This window comes from Saccharopolyspora flava, assembly GCF_900116135.1.
In the GTDB taxonomy this organism is placed as follows: Bacteria; Actinomycetota; Actinomycetes; order Mycobacteriales; family Pseudonocardiaceae; genus Saccharopolyspora; species Saccharopolyspora flava.
Genome location: NZ_FOZX01000002.1, coordinates 727,172 through 741,497 on the forward strand (window position 1 = coordinate 727,172; position 14,326 = coordinate 741,497).

General features: G+C 68.7%; 13 protein-coding genes and 1 tRNA gene. 5 read left to right on the forward strand and 9 right to left on the reverse strand.

What is annotated here, in order from left to right; genetic code table 11:
- Positions 1-123 precede the first annotated feature (123 nt).
- Together BM424_RS10220 and BM424_RS10225 are read right to left on the reverse strand one after the other, a co-directional pair.
- Positions 124-954 (reverse strand): SLATT domain-containing protein, encoded by an 831-nt coding sequence (locus BM424_RS10220; protein WP_093415599.1) that lies wholly within the window; start codon positions 952-954, stop codon positions 124-126.
- A gap of 322 nt (positions 955-1,276) precedes the next feature.
- Complete coding sequence (locus tag BM424_RS10225) at positions 1,277-1,882, reverse strand: M23 family metallopeptidase (RefSeq protein ID WP_093415600.1); 606 nt, start codon at positions 1,880-1,882, stop codon at positions 1,277-1,279.
- Positions 1,883-2,336: 454 nt separating this feature from the next.
- Between BM424_RS10225 and BM424_RS10230 the strand changes: the two genes are divergently transcribed.
- Complete coding sequence (locus BM424_RS10230) at positions 2,337-3,491, forward strand: trans-sulfuration enzyme family protein (RefSeq protein WP_093415602.1); 1,155 nt, start codon at positions 2,337-2,339, stop codon at positions 3,489-3,491.
- A gap of 85 nt (positions 3,492-3,576) precedes the next feature.
- On the forward strand, positions 3,577-4,872 hold the full coding sequence (locus BM424_RS10235) for a DUF1266 domain-containing protein (protein WP_093415603.1): 1,296 nt from the start codon (positions 3,577-3,579) through the stop codon (positions 4,870-4,872).
- 99 nt (positions 4,873-4,971) lie between these two features.
- Here BM424_RS10235 and BM424_RS29420 read toward each other — a convergent pair whose 3' ends face one another.
- From BM424_RS29420 to BM424_RS10260, 5 genes are all read right to left on the reverse strand, one after another.
- A complete protein-coding gene (locus BM424_RS29420) occupies positions 4,972-5,835 on the reverse strand; it encodes an SLATT domain-containing protein (RefSeq protein WP_245775739.1) in 864 nt (287 codons plus the stop codon).
- A gap of 41 nt (positions 5,836-5,876) precedes the next feature.
- Entirely contained in the window at positions 5,877-6,356 is a 480-nt protein-coding gene (gene sepF / locus BM424_RS10245) for a cell division protein SepF (protein ID WP_093415605.1), read from the reverse strand.
- A gap of 162 nt (positions 6,357-6,518) precedes the next feature.
- Complete coding sequence (locus tag BM424_RS10250; RefSeq protein WP_245775740.1) at positions 6,519-7,679, reverse strand: NAD(P)/FAD-dependent oxidoreductase; 1,161 nt, start codon at positions 7,677-7,679, stop codon at positions 6,519-6,521.
- A gap of 16 nt (positions 7,680-7,695) precedes the next feature.
- Positions 7,696-8,319 carry a TetR/AcrR family transcriptional regulator gene (locus BM424_RS10255; RefSeq protein WP_093415606.1) on the reverse strand — a complete coding sequence of 208 codons (624 nt, stop codon included), beginning with the start codon at positions 8,317-8,319 and terminating at the stop codon, positions 7,696-7,698.
- A gap of 15 nt (positions 8,320-8,334) precedes the next feature.
- Positions 8,335-9,303 carry a threo-3-hydroxy-L-aspartate ammonia-lyase gene (locus BM424_RS10260; protein WP_093415608.1) on the reverse strand — a complete coding sequence of 323 codons (969 nt, stop codon included), beginning with the start codon at positions 9,301-9,303 and terminating at the stop codon, positions 8,335-8,337.
- Between the two features lie 251 nt (positions 9,304-9,554).
- Here BM424_RS10260 and BM424_RS10265 point away from each other — a divergent pair, with 251 nt between their 5' ends.
- On the forward strand, positions 9,555-10,733 hold the full coding sequence (locus tag BM424_RS10265) for a helix-turn-helix domain-containing protein (protein ID WP_093415610.1): 1,179 nt from the start codon (positions 9,555-9,557) through the stop codon (positions 10,731-10,733).
- Positions 10,734-10,794: 61 nt separating this feature from the next.
- The gene (locus BM424_RS28375) at positions 10,795-11,046 is read left to right on the forward strand and encodes an HC3 family zinc finger protein (protein ID WP_139274039.1); all 252 of its coding nucleotides are present in this window, start codon (positions 10,795-10,797) and stop codon (positions 11,044-11,046) included.
- A gap of 215 nt (positions 11,047-11,261) precedes the next feature.
- Here BM424_RS28375 and BM424_RS10270 read toward each other — a convergent pair.
- Positions 11,262-11,335, reverse strand: a tRNA-Thr gene (locus BM424_RS10270).
- A 159-nt stretch (positions 11,336-11,494) separates the two neighbouring features.
- Here BM424_RS10270 and BM424_RS10275 point away from each other — a divergent pair.
- Complete coding sequence (locus BM424_RS10275; RefSeq protein ID WP_139274040.1) at positions 11,495-12,862, forward strand: hypothetical protein; 1,368 nt, start codon at positions 11,495-11,497, stop codon at positions 12,860-12,862.
- A 196-nt stretch (positions 12,863-13,058) separates the two neighbouring features.
- Here the strand turns inward: BM424_RS10275 and BM424_RS10280 are convergent, their stop codons facing one another.
- Positions 13,059-14,282, reverse strand: a complete 1,224-nt coding sequence (locus tag BM424_RS10280) for a DNA polymerase III subunit delta' (RefSeq protein ID WP_093415611.1) — start codon at positions 14,280-14,282, stop codon at positions 13,059-13,061.
- Between the last annotated feature and the right edge of the window lie 44 nt (positions 14,283-14,326).

The window sequence follows — 14,326 nt, forward strand, 5'->3', positions numbered from 1 at the left end:
CGGAGATTACGGAAGAAACACCTGCCACTATTCAGCGATCACTTAAGAAGGAAATATCAACAACGCGTGATCACCACGCGCGGACCTTCCTTCACTATCGAGGGAAGGTCCCACCGGACTTGATTACTGCATGAGCCCGTCATTGACTGCCGACGGCAACCGCCGGGCGCGTTCGGCGCGCAACGCCTCGACCGCTTCGGCGAATTCGGCGTAGGCCTCGCGCTCGGAACCGAATCGGCGGTAGCGGCCGACGCGCAGTTCCACCGCCTCGTACTCGCGCTCCAGCGCGTCGGCGGTCTCCTGCCAGGAGGCGCTGCGGTCGCGGTGCTTGGCGTAGCCCGCGTACGCCGCGGCGACGGCCACCAGCAGGCTCAGCACGATGGCGACCCAGCGGATCTCCGGCACGGAGGCCGCGGTCGCCGTCGCGGTGGCGGCGATGATCGAGCCGCCGATCACCACGGTCTGCAGCGCGCTGTCCTTCCAGCGGTCGCCGCGCGCCTCGTGGCGGTAGCGCTCGATGAGCTCCGGCAGCTGCGCCCGGTAGCGCTTGTGCGCGTCGAGCAGGTCGCCGGTCCCCAGTTCGTCCATCAGCTGTTCGCGGTGCGCACCTTCGAGTGCGCGCAGGTCGGTGTCCACCGCGCGAACCCTAAAGTGCTGGCGGTACACGTACACCGCCGCCACGCCCGCCGAGGTCGCGGCGACGAAGAACGCCACCGCCGCGGGCACCACCGAGGCCGATAACGCCAGCAGCGTGACCCCCACCGCCGCCAGCACCAGGTTCCCCGGGACGGCCCACGCGAGCAGCAGCCGCTGCACGATGCGCTCCCGGTAGAGCTCCTCGGAGCGCTGCGCGATGCGGCGCTCCCAGTCCCCCTGGTGGAGGCCGTCCCCCTGCTGGCGGTCCTCGGCGAGCACCCCACCGCCGACGATCCCGGCCGTTTCCACTCGCTCCATCACATGTCCTTCCAGCGCGTTAGTGCGATCGAAGTGTCTCCCGGAGTTCCACGACAATCGGCCAGGAGGGTGACTCTCGACTAGGCCTAAAGGTCCACTCTCGGCTGCGCCGAGTGATCACCGCTGGACTCGAATGCCGCGAACCCCGCAATACCCGGCAGTGATAACAGTGAGTGGCGCGATGCCGGGGAGTGCTGCGCGGTTCCGGGTTCCGACACTGTGGCAGCGCCGCCGGATCGCCGCTCAACCGGGTGGGCCGAACGGCGTTCCGGCGGCGCCGGTGCGCTGGATCTTTCGTGAGCTGTGCGAACCGGACCGGTTCCTATTGCGAACCCTGCTCGGGCCAGTCGGTCAGCATCCGCGAATCCCCGTAGAAGGAAACGGGATCGACCGGCTCGCCCTTGATCTCGATCTGGAAGTGCAGGTGCGGTCCGGTGGATTGGCCGCGATTGCCCATCGCGGCGATGAGATCACCTGATTGGACCTTCTGGCCCACTTCCACGTAGGCCGAATCGATGTGGCCGTAGGTGGAAACCGTGTCGTTGGGGTGCTGGATTCGGATCCACAGCCCGTACCCGCTGGCCGGGCCGGAATCGATGACGGTGCCCGCCGAGGCGGCGCGGATGGGCGTGCCGATGTCGTTGGCGATGTCGACGCCCTTGTGCATCTCGCCCCACCGCATCTCGAAACCGCTGCTGATCACGCCGCGCGTCGGCGCGACCCAGGGCGCGGGGCGGGGAGCTGGTGGTCCGGATTCGATCGGGGGAATCGCGGTGGCGTGCGCGATGGTCCGCACGGCTGGGATATTCCGTTCAGGGTGGGCATCCTGCACAGCAGCGGAAGCGGCGGTGATTCCTCCGGCGCAGAGTCCGGCGCTGAGCAGGATTCCGAGGACCTCATTGATGACGGGTCTTTCTCGCAATGCCATTGTGCTTCGCTCCTGGCACCCCGGCGCGTTTCACGCCGCGGCTCGGTGAATTCCGGTGGCATACGCCGGACGATTCGTTTTCCGGCGTCGGGGCAGCCCGGACAAGATTGGAGCCGAGTTCGTCGCGGCGTGCATTTCCGCATTCGCCGGGCGCTTTCCCGACTTGTGCTCTTCACCGTCGGCTGGATCGGTGCGCGAATCCACCACAGGAATCACATCGACCACTGAGCGTCCACTGTGGTCGCACTCGCAGGTGCACGATCCGGGACCGGTCCCGCACGGTCCGGGGAGGTGGCACGGAGGGTGCATGGGAGTGAAGGAGTTTCCGGTTAGCGGCCCGGAACCCCAGACCACCCGACCGAGAGTCACCCGATCAGGTCAAAACCGATGGCCTTCCCGGCGCGTCGGCGCGTTCCTAGGCTGACGAACACGGCTCAGAGGGAGGGCGCGACGGATGGACGAGGACCGGATCGAGACCCGCGCGGTGCACGGCGGCGAGCGCCGGCCGGGACCCGAGGGATCGGTGGTGTACCCGATCTACCAGGGCACGGTGTACTCGGTGCCGAGCGGAACCGACTACCACGACCTCCGCTACATCCGGCTCAACTCGACGCCCTCGCAGTCCTACCTGCACGACAAGCTCGCCGCGCTGGAGGGCGCCGAGGCCGGGCTGGCCACCGCCTCCGGGATGGCGGCGATCACCACCGCGCTGCACAGCGTCCTGCGCAGCGGCGACCACCTGCTGGTCGGCGACTGCCTCTACGGCGGGACGCACGACTTCCTCACCCACCACGCGGCCGATCTCGGCTGGGACGTCACCTTCATCGACCCGCACCGCCCGGACACCTGGGAGGCCGCCCGCACCCCGCGGACCAAGGCGGTGCTGGTGGAGAGCATCACGAACCCGCTGGTCAGGGTGGGCATGCTGCCCGAGGTCGCCGAGTTCGCGCGCGCCAACGGGCTGGTCAGCCTGATCGACAACACCTTCGCCACCCCGGTGAACTTCCGCCCGGTGACGGCGGGTTTCGACCTGGTGCTGCACAGCGCCACGAAGTACCTCAACGGGCACTCGGACATCGTGGCCGGCGCGATCGTCGGCCGGGCCGAGCACGTCGAGCGGGCGCGCACGACCGCCAACCACTTCGGCGGCAGCCTCGACCCGCACGCCGGGTTCCTGCTCGCCCGGGGCATGAAGACGCTGGCGCTGCGGGTGCGCGCGCAGAACGAGAACGCGCTGCGGCTGGCCGAGTTCCTGGCCGGACGCCCCGAGATCGCCCAGGTCAACCACCCGGGCCTGGCCTCGCACCCGGACCACGCGCGGGCGGCGGAGCTGTTCGACGGCTTCGGCGGGATGCTCAGCCTCCGCCCGGCCGGCGGGGTCGCGGCCGCGCGGAAGCTCATCGACGCGCTGCGGCTGCCGTTCGACGCGCCCAGCCTCGGCGGCGTCGAGTCGCTGATCACGCGCCCGGCCGTCACCTCGCACGCGGGCATGAGCCCGCAGGACCGGCTCGCGCTCGGCGTCACCGACGACCTGGTGCGGGTGAGCGTCGGCGTGGAGAGCCCGGAGGACCTCCTCGCCGACTTCGACCAGGCCCTGGCGGCGCTGTGACCACCGGGCGCGCTCCGGCCGCACCCGGTGGCAAGTTGTCGCAGACGACGGTTTCGTCCAGCGGCTCCTAGGTAGGTTGCCGGGTGTGACTCCTCCGCTCGGCGGGGCTTCTGGCCCGTACTACACCGTGGGTGAGGTCGACGACCACGACGAGGTCGTCCCGTTCATCCCCAGGGATCAACCGTTCGTTCCGCCGACCGCCGTCGAGAGAGAGCTCTGCGCCGCCGTCGTCGACGAGGACCCCTGGTCCTACCTGTGCGTGCTGGCCGCGGTCGGCACCTACCACCCGGTGGCGCTGGTGCACGCGCACCGCGACCCGGCGAAGCGGCAGATGGTCACCTCGACGCTGGGCGACGGCCGGATCGCGACCTTCGTCTACACCCAGGACATGCTGCCGCGACCGCACCCGTACCTGGTCTACGAGTTCTCCTCGGTGCGCACGCTGTCGGAGATCGTGCCGGACGAGGTCGAGGTGCTGGCGGTCAACGCGAACACCCCGTGCGAGATGTACCTGGAGGTCACCGACGACGAGCGGGAGCGCTGGCAGGAGGCCCACGAGCGTTACGGCGCAGCGGGTTTCAGCGGGAACCGGCTGGTCACCCGGATGAGCGGGGGCGCGGAGCCGACGGAGCTGCTGCACGGCCTGGCCTGCGGCGCCCACCTCTGCTACCTCAACGGCGACGCGTGGAACAACCTCGACTGGCACGGCCTGGGCTACAGCGGCGAGGTGGAGCGGCTGGCCGAGGGCTGGGGCGTGAAGATCCGGCAGGACTGGATCACCCTGCAGAACCGGCTGCTCAACTGCGACGTCAGCACCTCGGACTGGGACTTCGTGCTGGGCGCGCGCACCTTCCTGATCTCCACCGAGGGACCGCAGGTCGATCCGCAGCGGTGGCGGGAGTGCGTGGACACCACGATCCGCAACAACATCGCCGCGAACGTCCCCGGTGCCTCCGCCGAGCGCGGCGGCAGCCCGGAAGTGGACTCCTACGCGGATTTCCTGTGCGGGCTGGTCGGCAAGATCGTCCGCTACGAGGCGCGGTTCCGGGCCGACGAGCTGCTGCCGCCGGACGGTCACGTGCGCACGGTCGCGGCCTGGGACCTGGGCCGGGCCTCGAAGATGGCCCGCTGGGGCCGGGGCGCGCGGTACGCGACCCAGGCGGAGATGTACGAGGCGCTGGACCTGGTCGGCCGGGAGGTGCGGTCGCGCTACTCCTCGTGGGCGGAGTTCTCCGTCGGCTACGTGCTGGGCCGCTGCCTGCACTTCGACGACGAGGCCTTCGGCCCCACCTACACCGACGCGCTGGAGGCGCACCGGGCGCTGCTGGCCGAGAACGGCAGTCCCTGGCGCACGGTCCCGTTCGACCTGGCGGGGTCTTGAGTTGCCACTCAAGAAGAGCACAAAATTTGGCCGCGCGACCGTCAGCACCAACCGACAGTCGCACGCGCTCATTTCCCACTTCGGCGAGGAGTTCTGTCCTTAGTCGCCCGCATCACGGGCTTCGGGCGGTTGTTCCAGGTTCTGCTGCCGCTTCTTTTGTTCAGCCTTCAAGCGATGGACTTCCTCAACAAACTCTGCCAATGCTTCATCTTCGCTCTCGCATCGCTTGTAACGACCAACGCCAATCTCAACCGCCTCCCACTCCTGCTCAATTGCGTCAGCGGTTTGCTGCAAATAGAAGCTGCGCTCCTTATATTTGAAATACCCCATGAAGCCACTTGAAATCCCCACCGCGAAGGTAATTCCGACAGTCACCCAACGTAAGGTCACAGCATCAACCGCTACCCCAGAAGTCGCAGTGGCACCAAGCGAACCGATGATTATGACGCCTTGGAGAATGTTGTTCGTACGCCGATAACCCTTGCTTTCGCTTCGCAGTTGGTCAATGTCGTGGTAAGCTTCTTCCTTGTACGCTACACGTCGGATCTTCGGCGTTATTGCAGAGCTCGCAATAAGTAAGCGCCGCGCATCGCGCTCCTGAGAAAGAATCAACTCAAGATCGTCTTCGCTTTGGCGAAAGAAATACACCTCGCCGTTCTGGCGATTCCCTTTCTGCAAAGGGCCGCCCGGATACCGCTTTAAACGATACGAGGCAACGCAGCACGCGACCGCAACAGGAATTGTCGGCAGGTACACAGCCTGAAGGACAGTACCGCTGACCCCTGGGACCCAGTAGAGGCAGTAGAGCAGCACCGCTAGCACTGGGCCGAACACTAGCGAGAGGTTGGACCACCTCCTACGACGACGCGCGATCCGGAGATCATGCTCGATCTTCCGAATCTTGTGGTCGAAAACCAACTTCTGCTTGTTACCGGAGTCCGTAATATCGACACTTTCGGTCAAAACATCCCCAACGATAGGCGTGTTCACTATTCAGAAAGAAGCTACCTGGATCCAGGTGGATTCAAGACAACCACTTCGTCAGCAACTCTAAATATCCACCCCGATCTAGCTGCCACCATCCCGCTAACAAAATCAACCAGCCTCGACGCATCCCGTTTATCCATATCACTTAGATCTACGGACACAACTCGCCCAAGCAAGTAAAGCTTCAGGATCTCTTGCGTTGATTTTTTATACTCAGTGGGCTTAATGCTCGCCACCGATTGAAGATTAACGGTTGGATCGGCAGAGGAGGTCGGGTCGAAACCATTCAGAGTCGCGGCGTCTTCCAGGGCCACTGCAAAGCCGCCACCGAACTCCAAGGGCGTGGGCTCCCGGAAATTCTGCCCCGCCTGCGACCCTAAAGCTCCCGGGTAGATCGCATTCCTCAATAACCGAAAGAGCAAAACCACCAAAACTAGCAGAACCAGGGAAGGCCCCAGTGCCTGAAGGGCAGAAAGCACCCAGTGCGCAAGATCCACATCGGCACCGTAGCATCCCTACTTCCTCGCCGTACCTCATTTGTGGAAGTCGGATAAAATTGCGCTATCTAGGTGAACGTAGCCGCCGATCAAACGAACTTAGAGTCGGCCGTAAACGCCATTGGATCGCGACTCTGAGGAAGTTATAGGTTCATCACCTGATCAGGAGGTCAGCGCCTCGACCAGCGTCTTGCGGTGCTGGCGGGTCTGCTTGGGCATGTTCCAGCCCAGCACGCCCACCGGGCGGCCGTCGCGGTGGTGCAGCTCGACGAAACGCCGCTCGGCGCGGTCGCCTTCGACCACCGTCACCTCGTCGTCGGGCGAGAGCACGCCGTAGACGTGGATCTTCGCGTCGAACTGGTCGGTCCAGAAGTACGGGATCGGGCTGTAGGCGCGGTCGGCGCCGAGGACGTTGTCCGCGACGGTCATCGCCTGCTCGCTCGCGTTGGTCCGGTTCTCCAGCCGGATCACGCCGAACTCGGGGTGCTCCCAGCGGGCCACGTCACCGACCGCGTAGATGCCCTCGGCGGCGCGGCAGCGGGAGTCGCAGACCAGGCCGCGCTCGACCTTCAGGCCGCTGCCCTCCAGCCAGTCCGTCGCCGGGTCGGCGCCGATCGCGACCACCACGACGTCGGCGGGCAGCACCTCGCCGGTGCCCAGCCGGACCCCGCCGACGCGGTCCCCTTCGGCGACCAGCCCGTCCACCGCGGCACCGAGCCGGAGCCGGACGCCCCGGTCGGCGTGCAGTTCTCCCAGCACCGCACCGGATTCCGGGCCGAGCTGGGCCGCCATCGGCGCGGCGAGCGGACCGGTCAGCGTCACGTCGAGGCCCATGCCGCGCGCGGTCGCGGCGATCTCGCTGCCGAGCACGCCCTCCCCGACCACGACGAGCCGCCGGGCGTTGAGCAGGTCGGCGCGCAGCGCGAGGCTGTCGTCGAGGGTGCGCAGCACGTGCACCCCGGCGAGCCCGTCGTGACCGGGCAGCCGGCGCGGCCGGACGCCGGTGGCCACCACGATCGACTCGGCCGACAGCTCCCGTCCCGCAGCGGTGCGGACGGTGCGCCGGGCGGCGTCGAGGGCGACGGCCGGATCGCCGAGCAGGAACTCCGCGTCCAGCTTCTCCAGCGCCTCCGGGCTGCGGAGCCCGGTCCGCTCGGCCTCCCACTCCCCGGCCAGCACCTGCTTGGACAGCGGCGGCCGGTCGTAGGGCAGGTGCGCCTCGGCGCCGAGCACCGTCAGCGCGCCGTCGAAACCCTTGCGCCGCAAGGCGTCGGCCGTGGTCAACCCTGCCGCGGCGGCTCCCACGATCAGCACTGCGCTCACGTCGTCGTTCCCCTGTTCACTCGGTGACGGGCGCCAGCCAGAGGCCGGTGAGCGCGTCGATCACGTTCTGCGCGGTTTCTTCCCAGGTCAGGCGGGCTGTTCCCTCGGCGAGGGCGCGTTCCTGCTCGGCCATCATGTGCACCAGCACGTGCCGGGTCATGTCGTTGCGCACGAGCTTGGCGCGCAGCGGCAGGTCCGGCAGGCAGTGGTTGAGGCCGTCCATGACCTGCATCAGCGTCGGGCCGGACAGGGTCTCGGCGACCACCAGCTCGCGCAGCGACGGGTCGCTCATGAGCTGGGCGGTGAAGCGCGCCAGCGCGGAGTCGCGCAGCGAGATGTGGTGCTCGACGGTGGGCCACACCAGGCAGACCAGCCAGTCGCGGACCTCGCGGGAGCCGCCGCGCTCGGCGACCAGCTCCTGCCTGCGCGCCTCGACCGGCTCGGCGTGCCTGCGCACGATGGCGCGCAGCAGGTCGGCCTTGGTCCCGAAGTGGTAGCCGACGGCGGCGTTGTTGCCCTGACCTGCGGCTTCGCTGATCTGCCTGTTGGACACGGCGAAGACGCCCTGCTCGGCGAAGAGCCGTTCGGCGACGTCGAGGATGCGCTCCTTGGTGGCACTGGCCCGGGAGGTCGCATTCATGGCGCCCACCTTAAGTCACGTGACTGATTCGGTGCTACCCAGCAGAGTCGCATATCGCTCCAGGTCGACGTTGCCTCCGCTGATGATGACACCCACCCGCTCGCCCTCGATCTCGGCGGCGGCGTTGCGGACGGCGGCGAGCCCGAGGCAGCCGGTGGGCTCGACGACGATCTTGAGGTAGGTCGCGAACAGCCGCATCGCCTCGACGAGCTGGGCGTCGGTGGCGGTCCGGATGTCGTCCACGGCGTTCCGGATGATCGCGAAGGTGTGCTCGCCGAGGTGCTGGGTCTGCGCCCCGTCGGCGATCGTGCGGGGCGTGTCGATGTGCACGATCTCGCCGCCGCGCAACGACCGCAGCCCGTCGTCACCGGCCTCCGGCTCGACGCCGAAAACCCGGCAGCCGGGCGACAAAGCCCTGGTGGCGAGGGCTGTTCCGGACAGCAGACCACCGCCGCCGAGGGGCGCGAACAGCGCGTCGAGCTCCCCGACCTCCTCGAAGAGCTCCTTCGCGGCGGTGCCCTGCCCGGCGATCACGTCCGGGTGGTCGTAGGGCGGGATCAGGGTCAGCCCCTGCTCCTCGGCCAGGGCGGTCCCGATCGCCTCGCGGTCCTCGGCGTAGCGGTCGTAGCGCACGATCTTCCCGCCGTAACCGCTGGTCGCGGCCACCTTCGCCGCCGGAGCGTCGTGCGGCATCACGATCGTCGCCGGCACCCCGAGCAGCCGGCAGGCCAGCGCGATCGCCTGCGCGTGGTTGCCGGAGGAGAACGTCACCACACCCCGCCGACGCTGCTCCTCGGGCAGCGACGCGACGGCGTTGTACGCCCCCCGGAACTTGAAAGCCCCCATCCGCTGGAAGTTCTCGGCCTTGAAGAACACCTCGGCCCCCACGGCCTCGTCCACCAACCGGGACCGCAGCACGGGAGTCCGATGAGCCACCCCCGCCAACCGCTCCCCGGCAACCACCACGTGCTCGAACTCGACCATCCCGACCCCTTCGCACGTCACGGTGAGAGCCCTCCCGGGCTGCGGACAGTTTTAGCCATAATTGACCGGACAAAAGGGACATTGATCATGGGCAATTATGGCTAAAACTGTCCGCAGCCCCACACCACCACCCAGGACCCCACCGAACAACGGCCACCCGCGAAGCCGTGGCCTTCGCCGACGGCCCCTCCTCGCGGAGCCGAGTTGTCGATACGCTCGGGAGGACCCGCTGCGGAGAGTGGTGATCCGTCGTGACCGACGCTGTAGGGACGAGGCTTCGCGAGATCCGCAAGGCGCGCGGCAAATCGCTCGCGGTGATATCCGGGCTGGCCGGGATCTCCCCCTCTTACCTCTCCCGGCTCGAATCGGGCGATCGAGCGCTCGACCGCCGATCGCTGATCGCGGCCCTGGCCACCGCGCTCGACGTCGCGCCGAGCGAGATCACCGGCGTCACCCTGACCGCGCCCCAGCAAGCCAGCGAGGATCGCGCCTTGAGCGATCTCCGGCTGACGCTGCTCGCGGTGAGCATGGGCGAACCGCGCGGACAGGTCCAACCCGTCGACCAGCTCCGCGCGCGCGTCGACGAAATCCTGGCGGCGCAACGGCAATGCGACTACGCGGCCGTGGGCGCACGACTCCCCGACCTCGTCCGCGACCTGCACCAGTCGCTCGATGCCGGACACGACGAGCGAGAGCTCCTGCGGATGCTGGTCCTCACCCATGTTCAGGGCACGCAGGCCTGGCTCGGCGACATCGGTGCTCCGCTGGATCTCTCCTGGCAGGCGGTGACTCTCGCGCAACGCGCGGCGCAACGGCTCGACGAACCGACCTACACCGCCGTGTGCGCCTTCGGCACCGCGTTCGGCCTGCTCGGAGCCGGAGGTTTCGACCTCGCGTCACGAGCGCTGGACAAGGCCGACCCCGGAACCGCCACCGACGAGTCGATGCAGGTCTCCGGGATGCTCACGCTCACTTCCTCCCTCGTTCTCGCGGCCCAACGCGACGAAGCGGGACGACGCGCGGCGCTGGAGGCGGCCGCCGATCTCGCCCGGCACACCGGCGAGGGCAACGCGTTCGACTTCGGCTTCGGCCCGAGCAACGTCGGCGTGTGGCGCATGTCCGTCGCCTTGGAAGCCGGTGAGCACGCGGAAGCCGCGAAGATCGCCGAGACGGTGGACGTCGACGCCTTGCCATCGCCGACCCGGCAGAGCGCGTACTACCGGGAGTACGGACGCGCGCTGGCACGGCTGCCGAAGCAGCGCGACGAAGCGGTTCTGATGCTGCGCCGCGCCGAGAAGATCTCACCGGCACGAATCCACCGGCACCCGTTCATGCGGTCGGTGCTCGCCGAACTGCTCACCAAGGTCAAGCGGGACGCGATCGGTCGCGAGCTGCGCGGCATGGCATACCGCTCGGGACTGCACGTGTAACCCGGTCGAGCGATTGCCTCGGTGGCAAAAACTCCGTGGTCAGCGGCGCAAGAGTGCTCCCATGAACAACACGCGTCTCTATTCGCCTCATCCGTTCTGCTGGCGGCCTGGTGCTGGGGAGCGGCATGCGACCGCTGAACGGCCCGGGGACGGGGAGGCCTTCACCGCGTTGTGCGGACTCGAGACCGAGGCCGATCTCAGCGAGGTCGCCTGGTTCTTCGCGACCTGCGGGACGTGCAACGCGCGGGCGCACGAACTCGCGGCCGTGCCGATGCGGTCGGGGGATCTCACCGGCGACGGCGAGCGGATCTAGAAATCTCCGCGCCGGGGAACAACCTCCACCCCGCTCGCCGCGTCTTCTGAGCGAAGACCGTCACGCAGCCGGGCCTTTCAACCCGAGACGGAACTTGAGCAGCGGAAGACCGCAGGTCACTGGGGGTGTCCTGCGGTCTTCCGCAGAACTCTCCCCATCACACCCGAAAACGAGTCCGGCCCCTTCCCGCGTTCGGAAAGTGGCCGGTCACTGCGAGCCGCCTGAGGGAATCGAACCCTCGACCTACGCATTACGAGTGCGTCGCTCTGGCCGACTGAGCTAAGGCGGCAGTGCGTGCACAAGTGTAGCTGGCGCCCTCGCGGCGCTCGCCGGGGGTCCGGTACGGCCCGGGCCACCGACACACGGGCGGCGATCCGACCGTCACCTGCGGGCGATGTGATCGTTGATACACCGCTGAGGCAGTGACGCCTATCACGGAGGAAGTCGGATGCGTGCGATTCGTCGGCTCTGCGCCTGCACCGCGGTGACCCTGGCGCTGACCGGGATGTCGATGCCCGCGGCCCTGGCCCAGGGCTCGTACCCCACGACGCCGACACCGCAGCCCGTCGACCCCGCCCAGCCGCCCGGGCGCATCCCCGACACCACGCCGCGTCCCGTCATCGGCGACGCCGGGACGATGCTCGGCATCGTGCGGCTGCTCCCCGCCACCGCGCCCGGCGACTCGTTCTTCGACGAGCCCGAGTTCGAGGACAAGCTGCCCAAGCAGTCCGTGCTGGAAGCCGGCATGGGCCGGGCCATCGCCCAGGTCAACTCCGAGGCGTTCCTCGCGCACGAGCACTCCCTCGCCGAAGCGTCCCCGTTCGGCGTCGCGTTCATGGGCGACGTGCCGCAGATCCCCGGCGGGATCGCGCAGGCCGCGCTGCCCGACCGCGAAGGACCGATCACCAACTCCCTCACCCCGCCCGCCCCCGGCGAGGTGCCGCTCAAGCTCAACGGCCTCAGCGGCAGCGTGCACGCGCGCTGGAACGAGCAGACCGGGCCGTGCGGCGTCGCGCCGCTGTCCGACGCCCGCTACACGATGGGCAGCGGCTCGGTTCCCGGTCTCACCGGCCCGCTCGTCGACGTGCCCTCGCTGGCCGAGGCGCACTCGAACGTGCAGCTCGCCGACGTTCCCGGGCAGGCCACCAAGGCCGTGGTGTCCACCTCCGAGCTGCAGATCTCCGAGGTGAAGCTGTTCAGCGGCACGCCGCAGGAGGTGACGATCCAGGTCGTCGGCAAGCCCACGCTGACCGCCACCGCCACCGGTGATCCGGCGACCTCCCGCGTCGACTACACCGCGCCCGTGCTGCGGATCAGCCAGGGCGGCAAGGAACTCGCCGTGCTCGACGCCGCCAACCCGACGAAGGACATCCCGATCCCCGCGATCCCCGGGCTCGACAAGGGAGTTCTGGACCTCGGGGTGCTGCGGCTCAGCGTCGGCGAGTTCAAGCAGGAGACGCAGGGCACCGAGATCCGCGGCACGGCGCGGCTGTTCGACCTGAAGGTCCTCGACGGTTCCAAGCTCGGACTGCCCGCCTCGCTGGCCCAGATCTCCTTCGGCGAGCAGGTCGCGCGCGCCGCCGCGCCCGCGGGCGGTGTCGACTGCACACCCCCGGCCGCCGGAGCCGGCGGCGCCACCGGCGACGACGGCGCGGGAGCCATCCCCGCCGGCTACTACCAGGGCCGCACCGAACCCCTCGCCCTCACCAGCGGCAGCTACTTCGCGGTCCCGCTGTTCTGGACCGGAGCCGGACTCCTCCTGCTCGGCTCGATCCTCGTCGCCGCCTTCCCCCGTCGCCGAGACGCCAAGCACTGACCTCCCGAACCGGGCGCAGTTTTCATGAAAACTGTCCCGTCCACCACCCAACTCGACACCCCGGATCGGGGTCTCGGGGGACGACAGTTTTCATGAAAACTGTCGTCCAAGCACCCAACCCGACACCGAGGTTTGGGGTTTCTCGGTGTGGTGACAGTTTTCATGAAGACTGTCACCACACCGGGAGTCGCGGAGGTCAGCCCGTGAAGAGGGTGGCGAGCATGGCTTCGACCGCGATGAGGGGTTTGACGTTCTGGTTGAGGGCCGTGCGGCACTCCAGGACCGCTTCGAGACGGCGGAGCGTGGACTCCGAGGTCCACTCGGTCGCCGCCTCGCGGGACGAGCGGGCGAAGTCCGGGTGGTTCAGGGCCGAGCCCGAACCGGTGCGGGTGACCAGCACGTCCCGGTAGAAGCCCGCGAGATCGACCAGTGCCAGGTCCAGGGCGTCCCGCTGGGACCGGGTGGCGCGGGACTTCTGGCGCTTCTCCAGTTCCTTGAGCGCCGCGTTGGCGCCGCGGGTCGCCGACGCCGTGCCCTTGCCGGTGCCGCCGGCGCCCATCGCCGTCTTGAGCTCCTCGCGCTCGGTCTCGTTGCGCTCCTCGTTGGCCGTGACCGCCTCCGTCTCGGCCAGCTTGACCAGGCCCGACGCCGCGGTGAACACGTCCGAGAAGCGCCGCAGCCCGAGCGGGATCCGCAGCACCGACTCGCGGCGCTCGCGGGCCTGCTCATCGGTGGCCAGCCGCCGGGCGCGCCCGATGTGACCGCCGCAGACCTCCGCCGCCCACTCCGCGAGCTGCGGGTCGATGCCGTCGCGCTCGCGCAGCACCTCGGCGATCGCGCCCGCCAGCGGCGTGCGCAGCTGCACCACGCGGCACCGCGAGCGGATCGTCACCGAGACGTCCTCCGGGTGGTCCGACGGCGCGCACAGCAGGAACACGGTGCGCGGCGGCGGTTCCTCCACCGCCTTGAGCAGGGCGTTCGCCGCTCCCTCGGTGAGCCGGTCGGAGTCCTCGATGAGCACCACCCGCCACTGCCCGGTGCTCGGGCGGCGGGCGGAGGCCTGCACCAGCGCGCGCATCTCCGCCACCGAGATCGACAGGCCCTCCGGCACCACGAGCTTCACGTCCGCGTGCGTGCCCTGCAGGACCGTGCGGCAGGCGGTGCAGCGACCGCAGCCCAGCTCGCTCGGGTCCTCGCACTCCAGCGCCGCCGCCAGCGCGCGGGCCGCGATCGACCGGCCGGAACCGGGCGGCCCGGTGAACAGCCACGCGTGCGTCATCGCGCCGGGCGGCACCGGTTCGCCGCGGACCTGCTTGCGGGCCGCGTCGGCCGCCGCGTGCAGCGTGCCGACCGCGTCCGGCTGGCCGACGACCTCCGCCCACACCCCGGTCGCGGGTACCTCCGGAGCGCCGGTGCGCATCGCGTCAACTCCCTCGTGCCGAGCTATCGGGACCCGACTCTACG

What these genes read in the sequence shown, in the direction of transcription:
- BM424_RS10220 (WP_093415599.1), bottom strand. Translation starts at nt 954, where the DNA reads ATGGAGCGAGTGGAAACGGCCGGGATCGTCGGCGGTGGGGTGCTCGCC.
- BM424_RS10225 (WP_093415600.1), bottom strand. Translation starts at nt 1,882, where the DNA reads ATGGCATTGCGAGAAAGACCCGTCATCAATGAGGTCCTCGGAATCCTG.
- BM424_RS10230 (WP_093415602.1), top strand. Translation starts at nt 2,337, where the DNA reads ATGGACGAGGACCGGATCGAGACCCGCGCGGTGCACGGCGGCGAGCGC.
- BM424_RS10255 (WP_093415606.1), bottom strand. Translation starts at nt 8,319, where the DNA reads ATGAATGCGACCTCCCGGGCCAGTGCCACCAAGGAGCGCATCCTCGAC.
- BM424_RS10260 (WP_093415608.1), bottom strand. Translation starts at nt 9,303, where the DNA reads ATGGTCGAGTTCGAGCACGTGGTGGTTGCCGGGGAGCGGTTGGCGGGG.
- BM424_RS28375 (WP_139274039.1), top strand. Translation starts at nt 10,795, where the DNA reads ATGAACAACACGCGTCTCTATTCGCCTCATCCGTTCTGCTGGCGGCCT.
- BM424_RS10275 (WP_139274040.1), top strand. Translation starts at nt 11,495, where the DNA reads ATGCGTGCGATTCGTCGGCTCTGCGCCTGCACCGCGGTGACCCTGGCG.
- BM424_RS10280 (WP_093415611.1), bottom strand. Translation starts at nt 14,282, where the DNA reads ATGCGCACCGGCGCTCCGGAGGTACCCGCGACCGGGGTGTGGGCGGAG.